The following is a 15,826-nucleotide window of genomic DNA, read 5'->3' on the forward strand; positions in this document are numbered from 1 at the left end:
ATCCTGGTCAAGCGCCACCCTTCAAATAGATACCCTGCGGGTCCAGGTCTTCACGCAGGATACGCAGCTCTTCAGCACTGGGTGATTCCGTAATATGTAGGGTCTCAGCCACCTTAAGGTCCCAACCGGTGTTCTCACGTGCCTGCTCCACCGTAGCGCCGGGATGCAGCGCAGTCAATATCAGCTCACCAGTCGCGTCCGGCTCCATCAATCCCAGGTCGGTCACTACCGCCAGCATGCCGCCTCCTCTCAGGTTGGCTTTCTTCCGCTCCTCCCTTCCGCTTAAAAATCCAGCGGAAGTACGGAAGTCTAGTTTACCAGGGAAGCGTCGTTTGGAATGGGGGGTCAGCAGGTAGCAGCGGTTCGCCCAAGCAGCGATCTCCATCGAGCCGCCCGAACCAGGCAGGCGTACCTTGGGGTGTTGATAGTCTCCAATCACTGTAGCATTGATATTGCCGTAGCGGTCAATCTGCGCCCCACCCATAAAGCCCACATCTACATTGCCACGCTGCAGGTAGAAGGCGAAAATATCGTACATACTGCATACCGCTAATGCCCCGCTGACCAGGGTTGGGTCACCAATGGAAAGGGGCAGGCGGGCAGGTTGAGCACCGATTACTCCCGCCTCGTAAATCATCAACAGGTTTGGGGCATGCGTACGGCGTGCCAGGTTGCAAGCCAAGTTGGGTAAACCCACCCCCACGAAAACCCGGTCACCGTCACGCAGCAGGCGGGCAGCATTAATCGTCAGAAGTTCAGGAGATGTGTAGTCGGCCATGTCTAGTATTTCCCATAATCCACGGTAGCGCTGGGCCGGCTGTCTATCTTTAACCGATGATGCACCTCACTACCCAGCTTTTCCCAGTATTCATCGCGGTCACGAACTCCGTACACCCATTCATCAAGGTAACTCAGCGTGGCGTCACGGTTACTGCTGATCTCATCCCACTTCAGGTAGAAGTCGTTATCCCGATCATAAAAGCCCTGGGTGTAAGAGGGATGGGCACAATGGGGCACCAGGCACACTGCATCGACGATAAATCCCGGGATGAGCGTCCGGTTGGGATCAGAACGGATGATCGATTCATCAACAATCTCCTCGGCGGTTAAGATAACCCGCTCTGCAGCAAAAGCCGCCTCCTTCTGTTCTCCGATGATGCCCCAAATGTGAGCATTACCGTCCGCATCCGCCCGCTGCACGTGCACAATGGCTACATCCGGTTTGAGGGCTGGCACCACCACCACGTCACCTCCGCTGTAAGGGTCCTGCACCGTGCGGTAATTTGGATTGGCCTTTTCAAGGTCACCGGCGGCAGTGGGGTTCATTGGCATAAACGGCAAGCCGGTAGCCCCAGCCTGCAGGCGTGAAATCATCCCGAAATGTGAGTATTCCTCCCACTCCAATTTACCAGCTTCAATCTCTGTCCGCACAATCCTCAGCGAACCTACCCCAGGGTTGCCCATATAGGAGAAGATGACTTTACGAGCACACCCTCCTGCTACCATCTGGTCATAAATCAAATCAGGCGTGGCACGGGCGAGGGTTAATTCGCGTTTGCGCTGCCGGATGATCTCATGCCCGGCGGCGAATGGGATCAAATGGGTGAAACCCGCCGCATACACCAAGTCGCCATCCCTCACGTGTTGGCGTACCGCTTCACCAAGCGAGATTACTTTAGACATAACGTTGTTGGCCTCCTATCATGAATAGCTCAGTGCTCATAAGGCTGATTTTTCTTTTCGGCTTTTCTCTGCCGTTGTTGTTCACGCCATTTACGCAAGGTGCGGAAACGCATGCTCTCAGCGGGTGGTGGCTGGCCGCGCAGCATCAACAGCCCACCCAGCAAAACAATCACCACTCCCGCACAAAAATACCCATACGATGGGTTTTGGGCCTGGTCCATGGCAAAAAATACCACCAGAAGGATCAAGCCAATGAATAACAAGAACCTGCCAATCTTACTCTTGCTGACCGGAATATTCTCCTCACTAGAATTGTAATCGCAATCCGATAGAAAATCGTAGGGGCGTGCGAGAGAAATTATAAAACAGGATTTCAATCCTCTCCCTGCGCCCCTCTGTTATTTGCCGTTTTTTCCTGATAAGTTTCGCTAGTTAACGCTATCAGCCTAAATTCAACAATACCAGTGCCACGCAATGCTCAGCGGATTACGGTGCGGATTTGTTCGTGCATGTATTGGGGTAGATAATAGTGCCCACCCCCGTTCTTGCCTGTGGAGCCTGAGCCTTTCCAACCTCCAAAAGGTTGAAAACCTGGCCAGGCCCCGGTGGTAGCGCCCTGCGGGCGATTGGCGTAGTTCACACCTGCTTCAATGTTGTTAAAATACCACTCAACCTCATCCTCGGCCCCGTAAAAACCGGACGTCAGACCGTAATTGACCGAATTGGCCTGCTGCATGGCCTCTTCCAGGTTCTTGACTCTCCCAATGGTAGTGATTGGAACAAACATCTCATCCTTCCACAGGTGATGAGCAAACGGTACATCGGCAACCAAGGTCGGCTCGCAGAAGTAACCCTTACTGTATTCGCCTTCGGTGCGAACCTTGCCACCGGTCAGGAAGGTGCCAGCTTGCGAAAGCTCCTCGGTGTAATTCAAAAAATCCTTGTAAGAATTACGGTTGACAACTGGCCCTAAGTAAACTTCCCGCCGTGTTGGGTCACCGATCACCAGCTTGTTGATGCGCTCCGCCAGCATGGATGTCAGCTGATCATAAACAGGAGCTTCCACATACACCCGCGAGGCTGCCGAGCATTTCTGGCCCTGTAACCCGTATGCTGAGCGGATGATACCAGTGGCAGCTTTTTCCAGGTCGGCATGTTTGCTCACGATCACCGGGTTTTTGCCACCCAGCTCAAGTATGATCGGCCGGATATATGAGCAGTTGGAGAAATCGCGATAGATGCCCATCCCCACGTTGAAAGAACCGGTAAAGGTGGCTCCGTCTACATCCGAACAGGTAATCAGGGCCTGTCCAAGGGTGCTGCCCGGCCCTGTGACGAAGTTGAAGGTCCCATCAGGCAGGCCGGCATCACGCAGGCACTCGGCGATTAACCGCACCACCCACGGGGTATCCGAGGCAGGTTTCATTACCACAGTATTCCCCGCCACCAGGGCAGCTCCCACCGGTCCACCGGTTAGTGAGGCGGGGAAGTTGAACGGGCTGATCACTAGCCAGGTGCCGTAAGGGCGCATGATGGAAATATTCCTGGCAGTGTACCCCACCAGCGGGTCTTTACCCATTTCCACGATATAACCCTTATTGCGCTCCATCTCGTCACAGTAGAAAGAGATCAGGTCAGCGGTCTCCTGCACATCACCGAGGCTCTCCATGCGGTTTTTGCCCACTTCCATTGAAAGGGCTGCGGAAATTGTAAATATCCGCTCGCCGATCAGGTCAGCCGCCTTACGAAGCAAGACCACGCGCTCCTGCCAAGGCAAGCGGCTCCACACTGGAAAAGCTTTATGGGCAGCTGCCAGAGCATCCACCGCATCCTTGGCTCCTCCCTTTTGAAACAATCCTAAAACGATATCCGTGTTGGTCGGTGAACGGTCTTCAATCTTTTCAGGGGAAAAGCGGTCTTTCCCACCGATCATCATGCCATATTCCTGCCCCAACCCGGCCTTCAGCCTAGCCAGGGCTCCATCAAATTGCGTATGCAATTCTTCTGGGGGATTGAACATGGTGGCGTATGTAAGCTTAAAACTCTTGTCCATTGTTTTTCCTCCTAACAATAAGTGGGTGTAGTATAGCATTTGGATGCACTCTCGTCAAAATAGTTTTTTTTAATGTTTTAGGAGGCTGGATTAACCAGTTACCTATTGTCATAATAGGTTAAGTGGTGTAAATTATAGTTACAGATACTCAAGAATATGCAATATAAATTGCATATTGTGTGGCGATCTTGTGATGATCATGCAGATTAATAGGGGAAATAATGTATCAAATAATGAATTCAGTCCAGGAGAGATAAAATGAAAACGCCCGCTTCTTTTGTCTTGTTCATCCTTTCAGCATTGATCCTAACCAGCTGCCAGGGTTCGAGCACTACCCAATTGGAAGCCACTAATCAGGCTCTGGTCAACCAGGTCAATTCCATGATGACGCAGCTTACCCAACAGGCCAGCCTGCCCAACCAACCAGCTACCCAACAAGCTACGGCACCCACCCAGGCAACCCTTCCAACTGTTGCCCCATCGCCGATACCCACCTCCCAATCTCTCCAGACCGAAGGAGTAATCACCCCGTCGCTGATCGTCTCCGGTTCAGGTGAGATCACCCCCTGGACGAATAAGACCCCTTATGCCATGTCTCTCTTTGGGGTGGCCAACGTCCACCTGCTGTGCGACCCAGCTGATACCACGGATGGTAAGGTCTGGATAGACGACAAGACCTATAAGGTGAGCTGTAATCCCAACAGCGAATCGTGGATCCCCTGGAAACAAGATATTACCGTGGGAGATCATTACATATATTCGCAAAATCCAGCCGACAGGTATGAGTTCTGGACAATTGGAACCACCCCCTTCACCATCCACAATAAATTCGAAGGCACCGACTATATGTTCAATATTCCCATGGCGGGAATCTATAACCTCACCGCCAATTTGATTAAAGGTGCCTTCAACGTCTACATCACCTGCGAAGACGCCCAGAACTTTAACTACAAGATCATCCAGTCCACCACGATCCAGGTGGTGTTAAACCCCGCCAGGTGCGAGTTGATCGTGCGCGACGCCCCTCCAGGGACGGTGACTCCAGGTGAAATCGAGGTCAGCCTGGAATTCGCAAAATAACTTAATCTACCCGTGAATTATGTGATATAAAACAAGCATGTTCTTCAGTGGTTCCTCCTTTATTGGCATCGACCCCACCGCCGGGCGCAGGCCATTTTCCTATGCCGCCTTGGACTCTGACCTGAACCTGACTGCGTTAGGCAGTGGCAACGTCGAAGAAGTGCTGGCTTTCACTGCCGGCCAACACCAGTCGGTGGTGGCGGTGTGCGCTCCCCGTCGGCCAAACCAGCGCTTGATGGAGCGTAGCGAGCTGCGCGATAGCCTCAATCCTCCCCCCCGTCCGGGGCGCTGGACGAACTTTCGCCTTGCTGAATACCTGCTACGCCAACACAATATCAGCTGTTATAAGACCCCCTCCGACGCGAAAGCTTGCCCCAATTGGATGAAGGTGGGCTTCCACCTTTATCACCGATTGGAGCAAATGGGCTTCATTGCGTACCCTTCGCCTGAGTCAGCCCTGCAGTGGCTGGAAGTCTACCCACACGCTTGTTTCTGCTCCTTGTTGGGTCATGCGCCTCTGCCCAAGCATACCCTGGAAGGCCGCCTGCAAAGGCAGTTGGTGCTTCATCAACTCAAGCTTTCCGTGCATGACCCGATGGATTTCGTCAAAGGCATTACCCCTCAAAACATACTGCAGGGTGACTTTTCGACCATCCAGATATACACAACCGGCGAGCTTGATGCCCTGGCAGCCGCCTACACAGCCTGGCAAGCGGTCACCCATCCCGATCAGATCACTGGCCTGGGAGAGGCATCGGAGGGTGTGGTATTTCTGCCAGTGTCTGAGCTGAAACGCCGCTATTAGAGATCCCCAAATGCCCAACATAGAAGAGCTGCTGCGTAAGGCCATGGCAGACGGTAAGTTCGACAACCTACCCGGAAAGGGCAAGCCCTTGCGTCTTGAAGAATCGAACCCACACGCTGACCGCGAGTGGGAGCTGGCCTACAAAATGCTAAAGGACTCAGGCTATTCCCTGCCGTGGATCGAAGAGATTAAAGATATTGATAGCCAGCTGGATTCTGCTCGAAATGAGCTTCGCCTGGCCTGGGCAACTTACCAGGCTGGCTTCGCACAGACATCAACTGCAAATGCGGCTGCAATGGAGTGGGGGCGCGCCCAGGCTGCTTTTAGAGAAAAAGCCCACCAGTTGAATAAGCGTATCCGCACGGTTAACTTACAGGTGCCCAACTTACGCTTCCAACGCCCGGTATTGGATCCGGATCGAGAAATTCAGCGCATAGCCTCGAGCTGAATAAGATCTTTTCATCGGATGACTCACAAGTAGAGGGGAGACTCACATGCCGCTGAATACCACCAGCCAACCATCCTCACCAGCTGCGGATTCTCGCACCTGGTTCAAGCTGATCCTGACCTATCTGCTCATTCCAATCACCCTGTTCGCGTGTGCTTGGGATCTCAGCTGGTGGCAGGCCTGGATCTATTCGATGCTTGTATTCGCGGCCGGCGTGGGGGGACGTATGTGGGCCGAGCGTCGCCACCCCGGGCTAATGGAGGAGCGCATACAATACGAAAAAGCCCCCGATGTGAAGTCCTGGGATAAGATCCTTGCCCCGCTGATGGCGGTGAGTGTCGCCTTCCCGTTATTAATCGTGGCCGGTCTGGATCACCGCTTTCGCTGGTCGCCACCCTTCCCGATCTGGCTCAATCTGCTCGGGCTCATCCTAAGCGGCCTTGGATATACGCTGGCCGTGTGGGCGCTGGTTGAGAACCGCTTTTTTTCCAGCGTCGTGCGCATCCAGGTCGAGCGTGGGCACGTAGTTTGTGATACAGGTCCATACCGGATCGTACGCCATCCAGGCTACCTTGGCAATATCCTTCCGCTGGCAGGTATCGTGCTCGCTCTGAGCTCGTTGTGGACGATCATCCCAGCCTTAGCGGCATTGATCATCGCTCTCATAAGGACATCCTTGGAGGATCGTACGCTGCAGGCTGAGCTACCCGGCTACAGTGAGTATGCTCAACAGGTACGCTATAGGCTGTTCCCAGGGATTTATTGATATGGCAAACATGACAGCCTCGAATAAGGATTGGACTCGTCCTAGCCAAATCGCTTGTTAATTGGGTTTTCGCTGCGATACCAGCTAAACGTGCTAAGTATGCTGCCCCAGAATAGTTCACCCTTGTCAATAAATGTAACCACCTTTGAAACCTGTGGGTGCTACACCAACGCCTTCGTACCCGAAATTAATACATAAGCATTAACTTCAGGACAACACAATATATTAATATAAAATGAGTTCAGTGCTATAATCAAACTAATAATATTCGCGGGGATTAGCTTCGAATAAATATCTTCAACCAATAAACCGGATTTTTACCGCAAACACAGGGAGGAGTGCGATGAATATCCAACCATCACCTCAACTTCCATTCTCCGACCTGCCCGAAGGCACGGTCACCTTTCTCTTCACCGACATCGAGGGTTCCACCCAGCTGCTGCACCGCTTGCGCGATAAATACGCCAGCCTGCTCGAAGAGCACCACCGCCTCCTGCGCGAGGCTTTTACCCATTGGGATGGCCACGAGGTCGACACTCAGGGCGATGCTTTCTTTGTGGCCTTCAGCCGTGCCACACAGGCGCTTAATGCTGCCGTAGAAGCTCAGCGTAATCTAGCCGAGCAGGCCTGGCCAGATGGATTGAGCGTGCGCGTTCGGATGGGCCTCCACACCGGGGAGCCCTGGAGTGGTGAGGTGGGCTATACCGGCATGGATGTGCATCGCGCTGCCCGCCTCGCCCACGTGGGCCATGGTGGGCAGGTGCTGCTTTCCGAAACCACCACTGCCCTGGTGCGAGATGAGCTACCTCAGGGAGTATCCTTGCTCGACTTAGGCCGCCACCTGCTTAAAGACATCCATCGCCCCGAGCACATCCAGCAGCTGGTGATCGAGGGCTTACCCTCCGAGTTTCCGCCCCTCACTTCCCTGGAGGTGCTACCCCCTGATTCAGCCCGCCCACGCCGTAAGGTGGGTGCCTGCCCCTATAAAGGGTTGGCGGCTTTCCGGGAGGGGGATGCACAATTTTACTTCGGGAGAGAAACTTTCGTGGATGCCCTGGAGCAAGCTGTCACCACCCACAAGCTGGTGGCAGTCATATTGGGGTCGTCGGGCTCAGGCAAATCCTCCGCCATCTTTGCCGGGTTGCTGCCGCGCCTGCGCAATCTGGGCAGCTACCAGTTCGCCACCTTCAGGCCAGGCACGCAGCCATTCTACAGCCTGTCAGATGCGGTGATCGAGCTCCTCGAGCCAAACCTGAGCAAGATGGACCACCTGACCGAGACCAGCAAGCTGGCAGAGCAGCTTACCAACCAGAAGGAAGTGCACCTGGCGAAGGTGCTCGAGCGCATCCTGAAGGACTCACCGGGCACGAAGCAGGTGTTGCTGGTAGTTGACCAGTTCGAAGAGTTGTATACCTTGTGCCCGGATGCAGGGTTACAGAATGCTTTCATCGATGAGCTGGTGGCGACGGTGGAAACCTCCAAAAACAGTAAAACTGGTCTGGCAATCATATTGCTCACCATGCGGGCCGACTTCATGGGCCAGGCTTTGCTCCACCGGCCTTTCGCTGACGCCCTGCAGGAAGCCACATTGCTGATGGGGCCCATGACTCGACAGGAGCTGCACACCACCATCGAGAAACCTGCTGAGCTGCAAGGTGCCGCCTTCGAGGCGGGGCTGGTAGAACGCATCCTGGACGATGTGGGCCAGAAGCCCGGCAACCTGCCGCTGTTGGAATTCACCCTCACCCAACTGTGGGAGCGCCAGACCGATGGCTGGCTCACCCATGCTGATTACGAAGCCATGGGCTGCGTGGAAGGTGCCCTGGCGGCCTATGCTGACCAGGTGTTTGCTGACCTGGATGAAAATGAGCAGGAGCTTGCCAGGCATGTCTTCGTGCAGCTGGTGCAGCCCGGGGAAGGCACCGAAGACACCCGCCGTATCGCCACCCACGCCGAGCTGGGCGACGAGAGCTGGAAGCTGATCCAGTACCTGGCTGACCGCCGCCTGGTGGTCACCGGGCGCGATGCCCTGGGTCGCGAGACTGCCGAGGTGGTGCATGAGGCCCTCATCCAGCGCTGGGGGCGTTTCTGGGAGTGGATGAACGCCGACCGCGCTTTCAGGGCCTGGCAGGAGCGCTTGAGGGGCTCACTGCGCCAGTGGCAGGAGAGCGGGCAAGATGAAGGAGCTTTACTTGCCGGGGCACCCCTGGCTGTGGCCCAGGACTGGCTATCCCAACGCAGCAGTGAGCTGAACCCGGCCGAGACCGGTTACATCCAGGCCAGCCAGGCTCTGCAGGTCAGGCAGCAAAAAGAGCGCCAGCGCAGAAGACAGTGGACCATCATCGGGCTGACTGCTGGCCTGGTGGTTTCCCTCGCCCTGGCTGCTTTCGCATTTGTTCAACGCCAGGCAGCCCTACGCCAGGCATCTATCGGTCTTGCCTCTCAGGCATTGATCGAGCTGGATGGTTCACTGCCGGAAAGGGGCGTCTTGCTGGCATTAGAGGCCCTGAAACAATATCCCTACACGCCCCAGGCGGAGGCTGCCCTGGCCAGGGCTGTGCAAGAGTCATTACCTTACCAGGATATTTTAGGATTTAGCAACATTGCTCAAGATGCCCGTGTTATTACCTGGTCACCGGATGGGAGGTACATTGCTGTCGGAGGCATTATTGGTGTAGTTGGCAATAATAACTTTGCTATTGCTGATGTAGCTACCCATCAGTTGAGCATGATTCTCCCTGTTGTTGGGCTTGAAGTCCATGGGATTGCCTGGTCTCCCGATTCCAGTCATTTAGCATTGGTAACCAATGATTCGTTCGTAACCGGTGATTCGGTTGAGTCAACGAATAACAAGTTCCTCGTATATGATACAACGAGTGGAGATTTGCTTTTATCCCTAACGACAAGTGGTGAATTCTCGCTGGATTGGTCACCAGACGGTCAAATGCTGCTGACAGGCGGTATGGATGGGGTATGCCGCCTATGGGATGCCGAAACAGGCGCCCTGCTCCATGAGTACCCCGTACATTCTGTTGATGTCATGGATGTCCACTTTTCCCCCGATGGCACACGCTTTGCAAGCATCTCCCGTGATGACACGGTGGTCATCCAGGATATTGCCAGTGGCAAAGTACTCCTGACCATTGGAGAGCCTCTCACAAATATTCCTGACTTTTCAGATCCAGCCATTAAAATTGATTATAGGCTTAGCTGGTCTCCGGATAGCAAATATCTGGCGGTTGGTTATCCTGATGGGAGTGTGGAAATCTGGGATACCACACTCAGAGAGAAGTACAGGGATTTAAAGGGACATACTGGGGGAATCATTGACATGGATTGGTCCCCAGATGGACGCTATATAGCCACTAACTCTGGTGATAGAACCGTCCGCCTATGGGAAGCCAGCAAGGGGAGGCTGGTTCTCACCATCAACAGCAAATGGTGGGCACTGGATTTCTCTCCAGATAGTCGTTATCTGGCAACCAGCCTTAACAATATACGCGTTTGGGACTTATCCGTTTTACCTCCCATCCTGCCATTCTCAACGGTTCCACCTATAGATTGGTGTGATTTAATGTGGTCGCCGGACGGGAGATATCTGGTTGATAGTTGTGCGGTTCGCGATTCAGCGAATGATTACCAGGCCGTGATAACAAACCTGGGCCATTTAATTGGCTGGTCACCAGACAGTACACGCATCGTTGGAGGTCTAGAAACCGACCCAAATTGGAATGCCGTAATAGTTGATATTAAAACCGGTAAGACACTTGTGGAATTGAAAACAGCCACACCAACACAAACTATGGGTTATCCTTCATCCGGGTGGTCTCCAGATGGTAGCATGGTGGCGAGTACTAGTTTTCAACCCAATTTTACGGTGATATGGAACCCCAATACAGGAGAGGAGATCGCGCGCACCCCAGATTACGACTGTCACTTGGCGCGACCGATGTTCTCGCCGGATAGTCAATTATTCGTAGTCGGCTGTAACTATACTGGTGGTGATACACCATTGAGAATTTTCGACCCCCACACGGGTGAGCTGGTGCGCGAGATCCCCAGCCAGGACGGCATGACCATTTCAGGGGTCTGGTCACCAGATGGAAAGTACATGGCAGTAACTTACTCTGAATCAATGGTACGTATCTATGACACTAACAAGTGGGAAGAGATTCAGTCCTTCGCAGCACATACCGGCGAGGTGTGGGATGTTAATTGGTCGCCGGATGGCAAGCGCCTGATGTCAGGGGATGGGAATGGTCAGGTATTTGTGTGGGATTTCGCCACTGGGCAAGTGGTGCAGAGCTTTATCAGCCTTGCGATCTATAGTGTGGATTGGTCTCCCGATGGAAAATTAATCGTTGATGGTGGATGCACAAATGAGTGTTTTATGACCTTCCACCGCGCCTGGCAGTCCACCCAGGAGTTGATCGATTACGCCAAAGAGTGCTGCGTGTTCCGCGATCTTACGAAGGGCGAGCGCACGCAGTTCGGGCTGCCGTGATGGTCATGTAGGGGCGTAGGGGTGGAATCCCAAGTGACATATGTACAAATTACTCCCCAACGCCCCACCTAAATGATTCCCGGCACATAAAATCGATCTTCTATCCAGGTCGCGGGATTAGCTTCAATATAATCCGTAATTTGCTTATACTCCCTTTCATTACGAATGATATGCTCATAATAATTCCGCTGCCAGACAGGCGGATTTGTATAACCGCGTATAGCATTGATCCGATACGTCACCGATGCCTTATACGCCTTCACAATGGCTCCTAGAGAACCCGGAGTAACATTATGGTCGCTGTAGGGGCGCAGGGAGGGGATTTTCTCATGACCCATCTTGGATACCTGCCCTGCGCCCCTAACAAGATGAATAATTCCATGCATGTGATTCGGCATGATTACAAATGTAGTAAATTCTGACGGAGGGAATCTTTTCTGCAATCGGTTCCATTGCTCATGAGCAATCAGACCATAAGAACTTAATCGAATCTCTCCATTAACAACTTCACTAAACAGGCACTTCCTTTGAAAAGTTGTAATCGTAACAAAATACGCGCCTTCCATGGAGTAGTCATAGCCCTTCATACGAATTGACCGTCGGTGGTATTTTGGTGCATCAACCATGATAAAACGATACTCCATTCATTTTGATGGAAATATTGTCATTCTATTATGGATCATAACTATAGTTGGAAAGGTACATCTTAGGGGCGTAGGGGTGAAATTCTATGTGGTGCTTGAACAAATCCTCCCCTACGCCCCTACTTTCAACCACATCTACACGATTAAAAATTATCATATGCTCTTCAACAATTTCTCCCCGAACTCACACGGCTCTGACCGCTCGATCACTAGCTCTTTTGCCTTGTGGAAGCTCAGAAAATCTCGCATCGCGGTGGCCACCCCCGCCACCAGCTCCTCATCTGGTGCGACCCCTGGCTCAAGGTATAACGCTTTTAAACGCAGCACACTGGTCTTCCGCTCCAGCTTGGGATCAAAGCGCCCCACGATACGGTCCTTATGCAGGATCGACTGGCAGAAATAGCCATATTTCCGGTTCTCGGCCTTCACGTAGGACTCAATGATGTTCCGGTAGCCCCACACCTGCAGGTCTCTGCCCCGGCACCAGAACAGGTTATCAAAGAAGCTCAGGAAGGTTGTGCGCTCTGCCCGGATAGCTCCATCTGCCACCTGCTGCATGATTTGCAGCTGTCCGTGGTGCACCACCATCTCATATTGTTGACCATCCGCCAACACCGCCTGAAGCGGCACGATCACACCTTCATCCAGCAGCTCCTGTCTCACTCCCTTGGGTAATGCCCGGCGCATGTGATAGGCGTATTCGGCGATCTGGTTCGGCAGGCAGATACCCAACGCCAGCAGTCCCTGCTCAATCCAATATCGGTCGCGTTCCTGCAATCTCGGCATGCGGGTATCCACCCACCCTGGCAGCACCCGCTCCGTCAAGTCATACACGCGCTGGAAGTTCACCCGGTTGGCAATCATCAGATCACCCCGCGTGAACAGGTACTCCAGGGCGACCTTGGCTGGCTTCCAATCCCACCAGCTTCCCCGGCGCGGCCCATCGTATACAAAGTCCGAGGCTTTCAACGCCCCTTCCTGCTTAATGCGTTCATACACCACCGACACCAGCTCATGGCTTCCCTGCTGGTCCAGCCATTTGGTGTACCATCTGACCAACCCCTCTCGCCTCTTATCAAATTCGGGCAGCTGGTAACGGTAATCCTTCAGCGGCAGGATGGCTGCTACCCCCTGCACGCCCTCGAATAAGACACGTTCCTCCGGCACATAGACCAACCGGTCGAGGTCAGTGGGCGTGTAGCTGCCCAGGCGACTCCATAATACGATGTATTGGGCGCGCTGGATCAGGTTGAGGGTATCGATCTGCACGTAATTCAGCTGTTCAACCATCCGTTTGATGTCCCTTATATCCGGCGTTGTATCAGCCGCGTTGGGTCGGGTCAATCCTTGGGCATGCAAGGCCATGGTTCTGACCGCAGACAGTGGGTAAACCGTCATGCCCCACCCTGTCCATAGAAGACCACCTCGTGCGAGACCAGCCTGCCCTGGTTATAGCTGAACTTGGCGGAGAAGATACCCGGCCGATCCAACCAGGTGAGGAAGATGGCATCTCCATCCCACAAATGCAACGAGGTAAGCTCGGTATTATTCACCCACTGCAGGTTGCCTTCTGGCGAGTCAATCAGCTCGCCCGTGAATTCGGTCACGACGTACACGAACACATACCAGTCCTCAAAATCATCGAAGGCTGGGAAGGTCAGGATTCCCTTGAGCTGCGGGTGACGAGCTCGCAAGCCTGATTCTTCGTAGATCTCGCGCACAGCACATTCTTCCGGCATCTCACCGGGATCCAGCTTGCCGCCCAGTCCGTTCCACTTGCCCTGGTGCATGTCATTGGCTTTCTTGATGCGGTGCACCATCAGGGTCTGTCCATCGCGCCGCAGGTAACACAGTGTGGCTAGCTTCATTGATACCTCGTTGATTGATCCTTATCCACTAGCTGACGAGCAAGTGCTAACAGCCTGTCTTCATCGAAATATATGCCTTCGTCCATACGTGCGGCAGCCGCCACAGGAATGTACACTTCAAGCTGCTTCCCCTCGATGGGATTGAGCTGAAAATACCGCCGCAGATAGATCTGGTAGAACGGTCGCTGGATGATATTGAGCAGCTGAGCGCCATGGAAGCCTGAAGGTAGGCGCCCACCCCCAAATAGCAGGCTCGAGCGTGCCACGTCCATCAGTGGGCTGCCGCGTGAGGCATCGATCCAATCAATGATCACTGGCCCTCGCCTTGTCAGCAGGATATTACCGGGATGAAAATCGCCATGGCAGAGCTGATTCTCTTCCGGCATCTGGTTTACCACAGAGAACGCAGCCTGGCGCACCTGTTCAGGGAGCTTCTCGGCCCCTGAGATCTTGCTAATCAAGCACTCCTTCTGAGATGGCAGCTCGGGCACCTGGCGGGTGTGCATGTCGGCCTGCAGGTTAGCGAGCTGACGGGCAAATAGGGGCAGCTTCCACGGCTTACGGATCAGCATCTCTGTCATCGACGGTCCATCCACCCGCTCCAGCTCCAGCCCAAACCGGCCATTCATCTCGATAACATCCCCCACTGCCGGAACAGGCAGACCGGTGGCATGCACGGCGCGGCTGAGCCGCGCCTCATATTCCACAGTCTGAGGCGAGCGGCCCAGCCTGAAAAGCTTGAGCACACAACCTTCCCGCCAGGCGAAGATCTCAGCAGTTAACCCGACTGCAATGAGGGCACCGAGCTTATCCATGGCTGCACTTCTCACAAGGTTTTACATACGCTTCCCCATATCCATTCATAGATCCTCCCGCTTCACACCTTCAAACTCGAGGATGAAGTCCGCTCCATACGCCAGGGAGGGCGTTTGAAAGCCGGGTTTGAGCTCGCCTTTGAGCACCCGCTCCACGATCGCCACGGCCGTTTCAGCGGTGAGCTGGTAGCCATTCGGTGTTTCCAACCTTGATATAACCTGCTGCCCTGCTGGATTGCTGGCAATGCCTATGAGACGGCTGAGCCCAGTTCGAAGTTGCTCTTCTGAAGGTCCAGGAGGTGACTGCAACGCCATCCACCGGAAGAGCCGCTTGACGACTGGCCAGCCGGACAGCCCTACAAATAGGCGGAGGATAGGCACCATGCGCCACATACGCTTGGAGAAAACCATGTACGTTTCAATATTAGGGATACCAGTGCTGTAGTAAGCTGTAGAGACATCCCCCCAGGGTATGTTCAGGGCAGCCCGCGGTCCACGCCCGAAATCAAACATGCTGACCTGCCCGAGGAGCGGCACACGAAGCAGCTTCCCATCCCGGCGTACCACACCACCCTCAGCCAGGTGCTCAATGCTCGTCAGCATGGTACCGCGCGATGACCCACCACCCAACCCCAGGATGGCAATCGTTAGCTGAGTGGCATCGGGAAGACGTCGTTTTAAATGGCTTGCCAGGCAGTCCGACGGGACCACGTCAAAACCCACACCTGGCAGCAGCATCACGCCCGCCTCCCTGGCATCATGATCCTTGGCTGCCAGTGCTTCGAACACCGGGATCTCACCCGTGATATCCAGGTAGTGCCGGCCAGCACGCAGGCATGCTTCGACCATTGGCTGGTAAGTGCGTGAAAAAGGTCCGGCGCAATTCAGCACCAGGGGCACTTCGCTAACTGCAACATCCAGCGCCCTCGGGTCATCTACCGACAGGGCGCGGTATTTCACGCCAAGCCGGTCAGCCTGCTTTACAAGGCGCGCGTTATCCCGGCCGGATAGGATCGGCTGGAGCTCGTGCTGTACAGCCAGGTCGGCGATCAGCGACCCTGTATAACCATAGGAGCCATAAAGAAGAAATGGTTGAGACATTGCCATAATCCTGAAGTATAGTCGAGTAAAATTCGCTTAATCATAATCCTGTTTAAGGG

The 15,826-nt window shown here is 54.0% G+C and carries 14 protein-coding genes; 5 read left to right on the forward strand and 9 right to left on the reverse strand.

Features of this window, described 5'->3' with window-relative positions; all coding sequences use genetic code 11:
• Positions 1 to 7 precede the first annotated feature (7 nt).
• The 4 genes from C3F13_03855 to C3F13_03870 all read right to left on the reverse strand — a co-directional run bounded on the left by C3F13_03855 (position 8) and on the right by C3F13_03870 (position 3,736).
• Positions 8 to 778 (reverse strand): 3-oxoadipate--succinyl-CoA transferase subunit B, encoded by a 771-nt coding sequence (locus tag C3F13_03855; protein ID PWB55810.1) that lies wholly within the window; start codon positions 776 to 778, stop codon positions 8 to 10.
• Between the two features lie 2 nt (positions 779 to 780).
• Positions 781 to 1,683 (reverse strand): 3-oxoadipate--succinyl-CoA transferase subunit A, encoded by a 903-nt coding sequence (locus C3F13_03860; GenBank protein ID PWB55811.1) that lies wholly within the window; start codon positions 1,681 to 1,683, stop codon positions 781 to 783.
• Between the two features lie 29 nt (positions 1,684 to 1,712).
• Positions 1,713 to 2,060 (reverse strand): hypothetical protein, encoded by a 348-nt coding sequence (locus tag C3F13_03865; protein PWB55812.1) that lies wholly within the window; start codon positions 2,058 to 2,060, stop codon positions 1,713 to 1,715.
• Between the two features lie 101 nt (positions 2,061 to 2,161).
• Entirely contained in the window at positions 2,162 to 3,736 is a 1,575-nt protein-coding gene (locus tag C3F13_03870; protein PWB55813.1) for a 1-pyrroline-5-carboxylate dehydrogenase, read from the reverse strand.
• A gap of 258 nt (positions 3,737 to 3,994) precedes the next feature.
• Between C3F13_03870 and C3F13_03875 the strand changes: the two genes are divergently transcribed.
• From C3F13_03875 to C3F13_03895, 5 genes are all read left to right on the forward strand, one after another.
• The gene (locus C3F13_03875) at positions 3,995 to 4,816 is read left to right on the forward strand and encodes a hypothetical protein (protein PWB55814.1); all 822 of its coding nucleotides are present in this window, start codon (positions 3,995 to 3,997) and stop codon (positions 4,814 to 4,816) included.
• Positions 4,817 to 4,853: 37 nt separating this feature from the next.
• Entirely contained in the window at positions 4,854 to 5,621 is a 768-nt protein-coding gene (locus C3F13_03880) for a hypothetical protein (protein ID PWB55815.1), read from the forward strand.
• A gap of 10 nt (positions 5,622 to 5,631) precedes the next feature.
• Entirely contained in the window at positions 5,632 to 6,069 is a 438-nt protein-coding gene (locus C3F13_03885; GenBank protein PWB55816.1) for a hypothetical protein, read from the forward strand.
• Between the two features lie 46 nt (positions 6,070 to 6,115).
• Positions 6,116 to 6,835, forward strand: a complete 720-nt coding sequence (locus tag C3F13_03890) for an isoprenylcysteine carboxyl methyltransferase (GenBank protein ID PWB55817.1) — start codon at positions 6,116 to 6,118, stop codon at positions 6,833 to 6,835.
• Between the two features lie 343 nt (positions 6,836 to 7,178).
• A complete protein-coding gene (locus tag C3F13_03895) occupies positions 7,179 to 11,339 on the forward strand; it encodes a hypothetical protein (protein ID PWB55818.1) in 4,161 nt (1,386 codons plus the stop codon).
• A gap of 68 nt (positions 11,340 to 11,407) precedes the next feature.
• Here the strand turns inward: C3F13_03895 and C3F13_03900 are convergent, their stop codons facing one another.
• From C3F13_03900 to C3F13_03920, 5 genes are all read right to left on the reverse strand, one after another.
• Positions 11,408 to 11,965, reverse strand: a complete 558-nt coding sequence (locus C3F13_03900) for a hypothetical protein (GenBank protein PWB55819.1) — start codon at positions 11,963 to 11,965, stop codon at positions 11,408 to 11,410.
• Positions 11,966 to 12,136: 171 nt separating this feature from the next.
• Positions 12,137 to 13,381 (reverse strand): hypothetical protein, encoded by a 1,245-nt coding sequence (locus C3F13_03905; protein ID PWB55820.1) that lies wholly within the window; start codon positions 13,379 to 13,381, stop codon positions 12,137 to 12,139.
• Positions 13,378 to 13,851, reverse strand: coding sequence for a DNA mismatch repair protein MutT (locus tag C3F13_03910; GenBank protein ID PWB55821.1), 474 nt, complete (start codon positions 13,849 to 13,851; stop codon positions 13,378 to 13,380). Before C3F13_03910 ends, C3F13_03905 begins: the two co-directional genes overlap by 4 nt.
• Positions 13,848 to 14,666, reverse strand: coding sequence for a hypothetical protein (locus tag C3F13_03915; GenBank protein ID PWB55822.1), 819 nt, complete (start codon positions 14,664 to 14,666; stop codon positions 13,848 to 13,850). The genes C3F13_03910 and C3F13_03915 overlap by 4 nt, the downstream gene beginning before the upstream one ends.
• 45 nt (positions 14,667 to 14,711) lie before the next feature.
• On the reverse strand, positions 14,712 to 15,767 hold the full coding sequence (locus tag C3F13_03920; GenBank protein ID PWB55823.1) for a saccharopine dehydrogenase: 1,056 nt from the start codon (positions 15,765 to 15,767) through the stop codon (positions 14,712 to 14,714).
• Positions 15,768 to 15,826: the final 59 nt, after the last annotated feature.

The organism is Anaerolineales bacterium (genome assembly GCA_003105035.1).
Taxonomy (GTDB): Bacteria; Chloroflexota; Anaerolineae; order Anaerolineales; family UBA4823; genus FEB-25.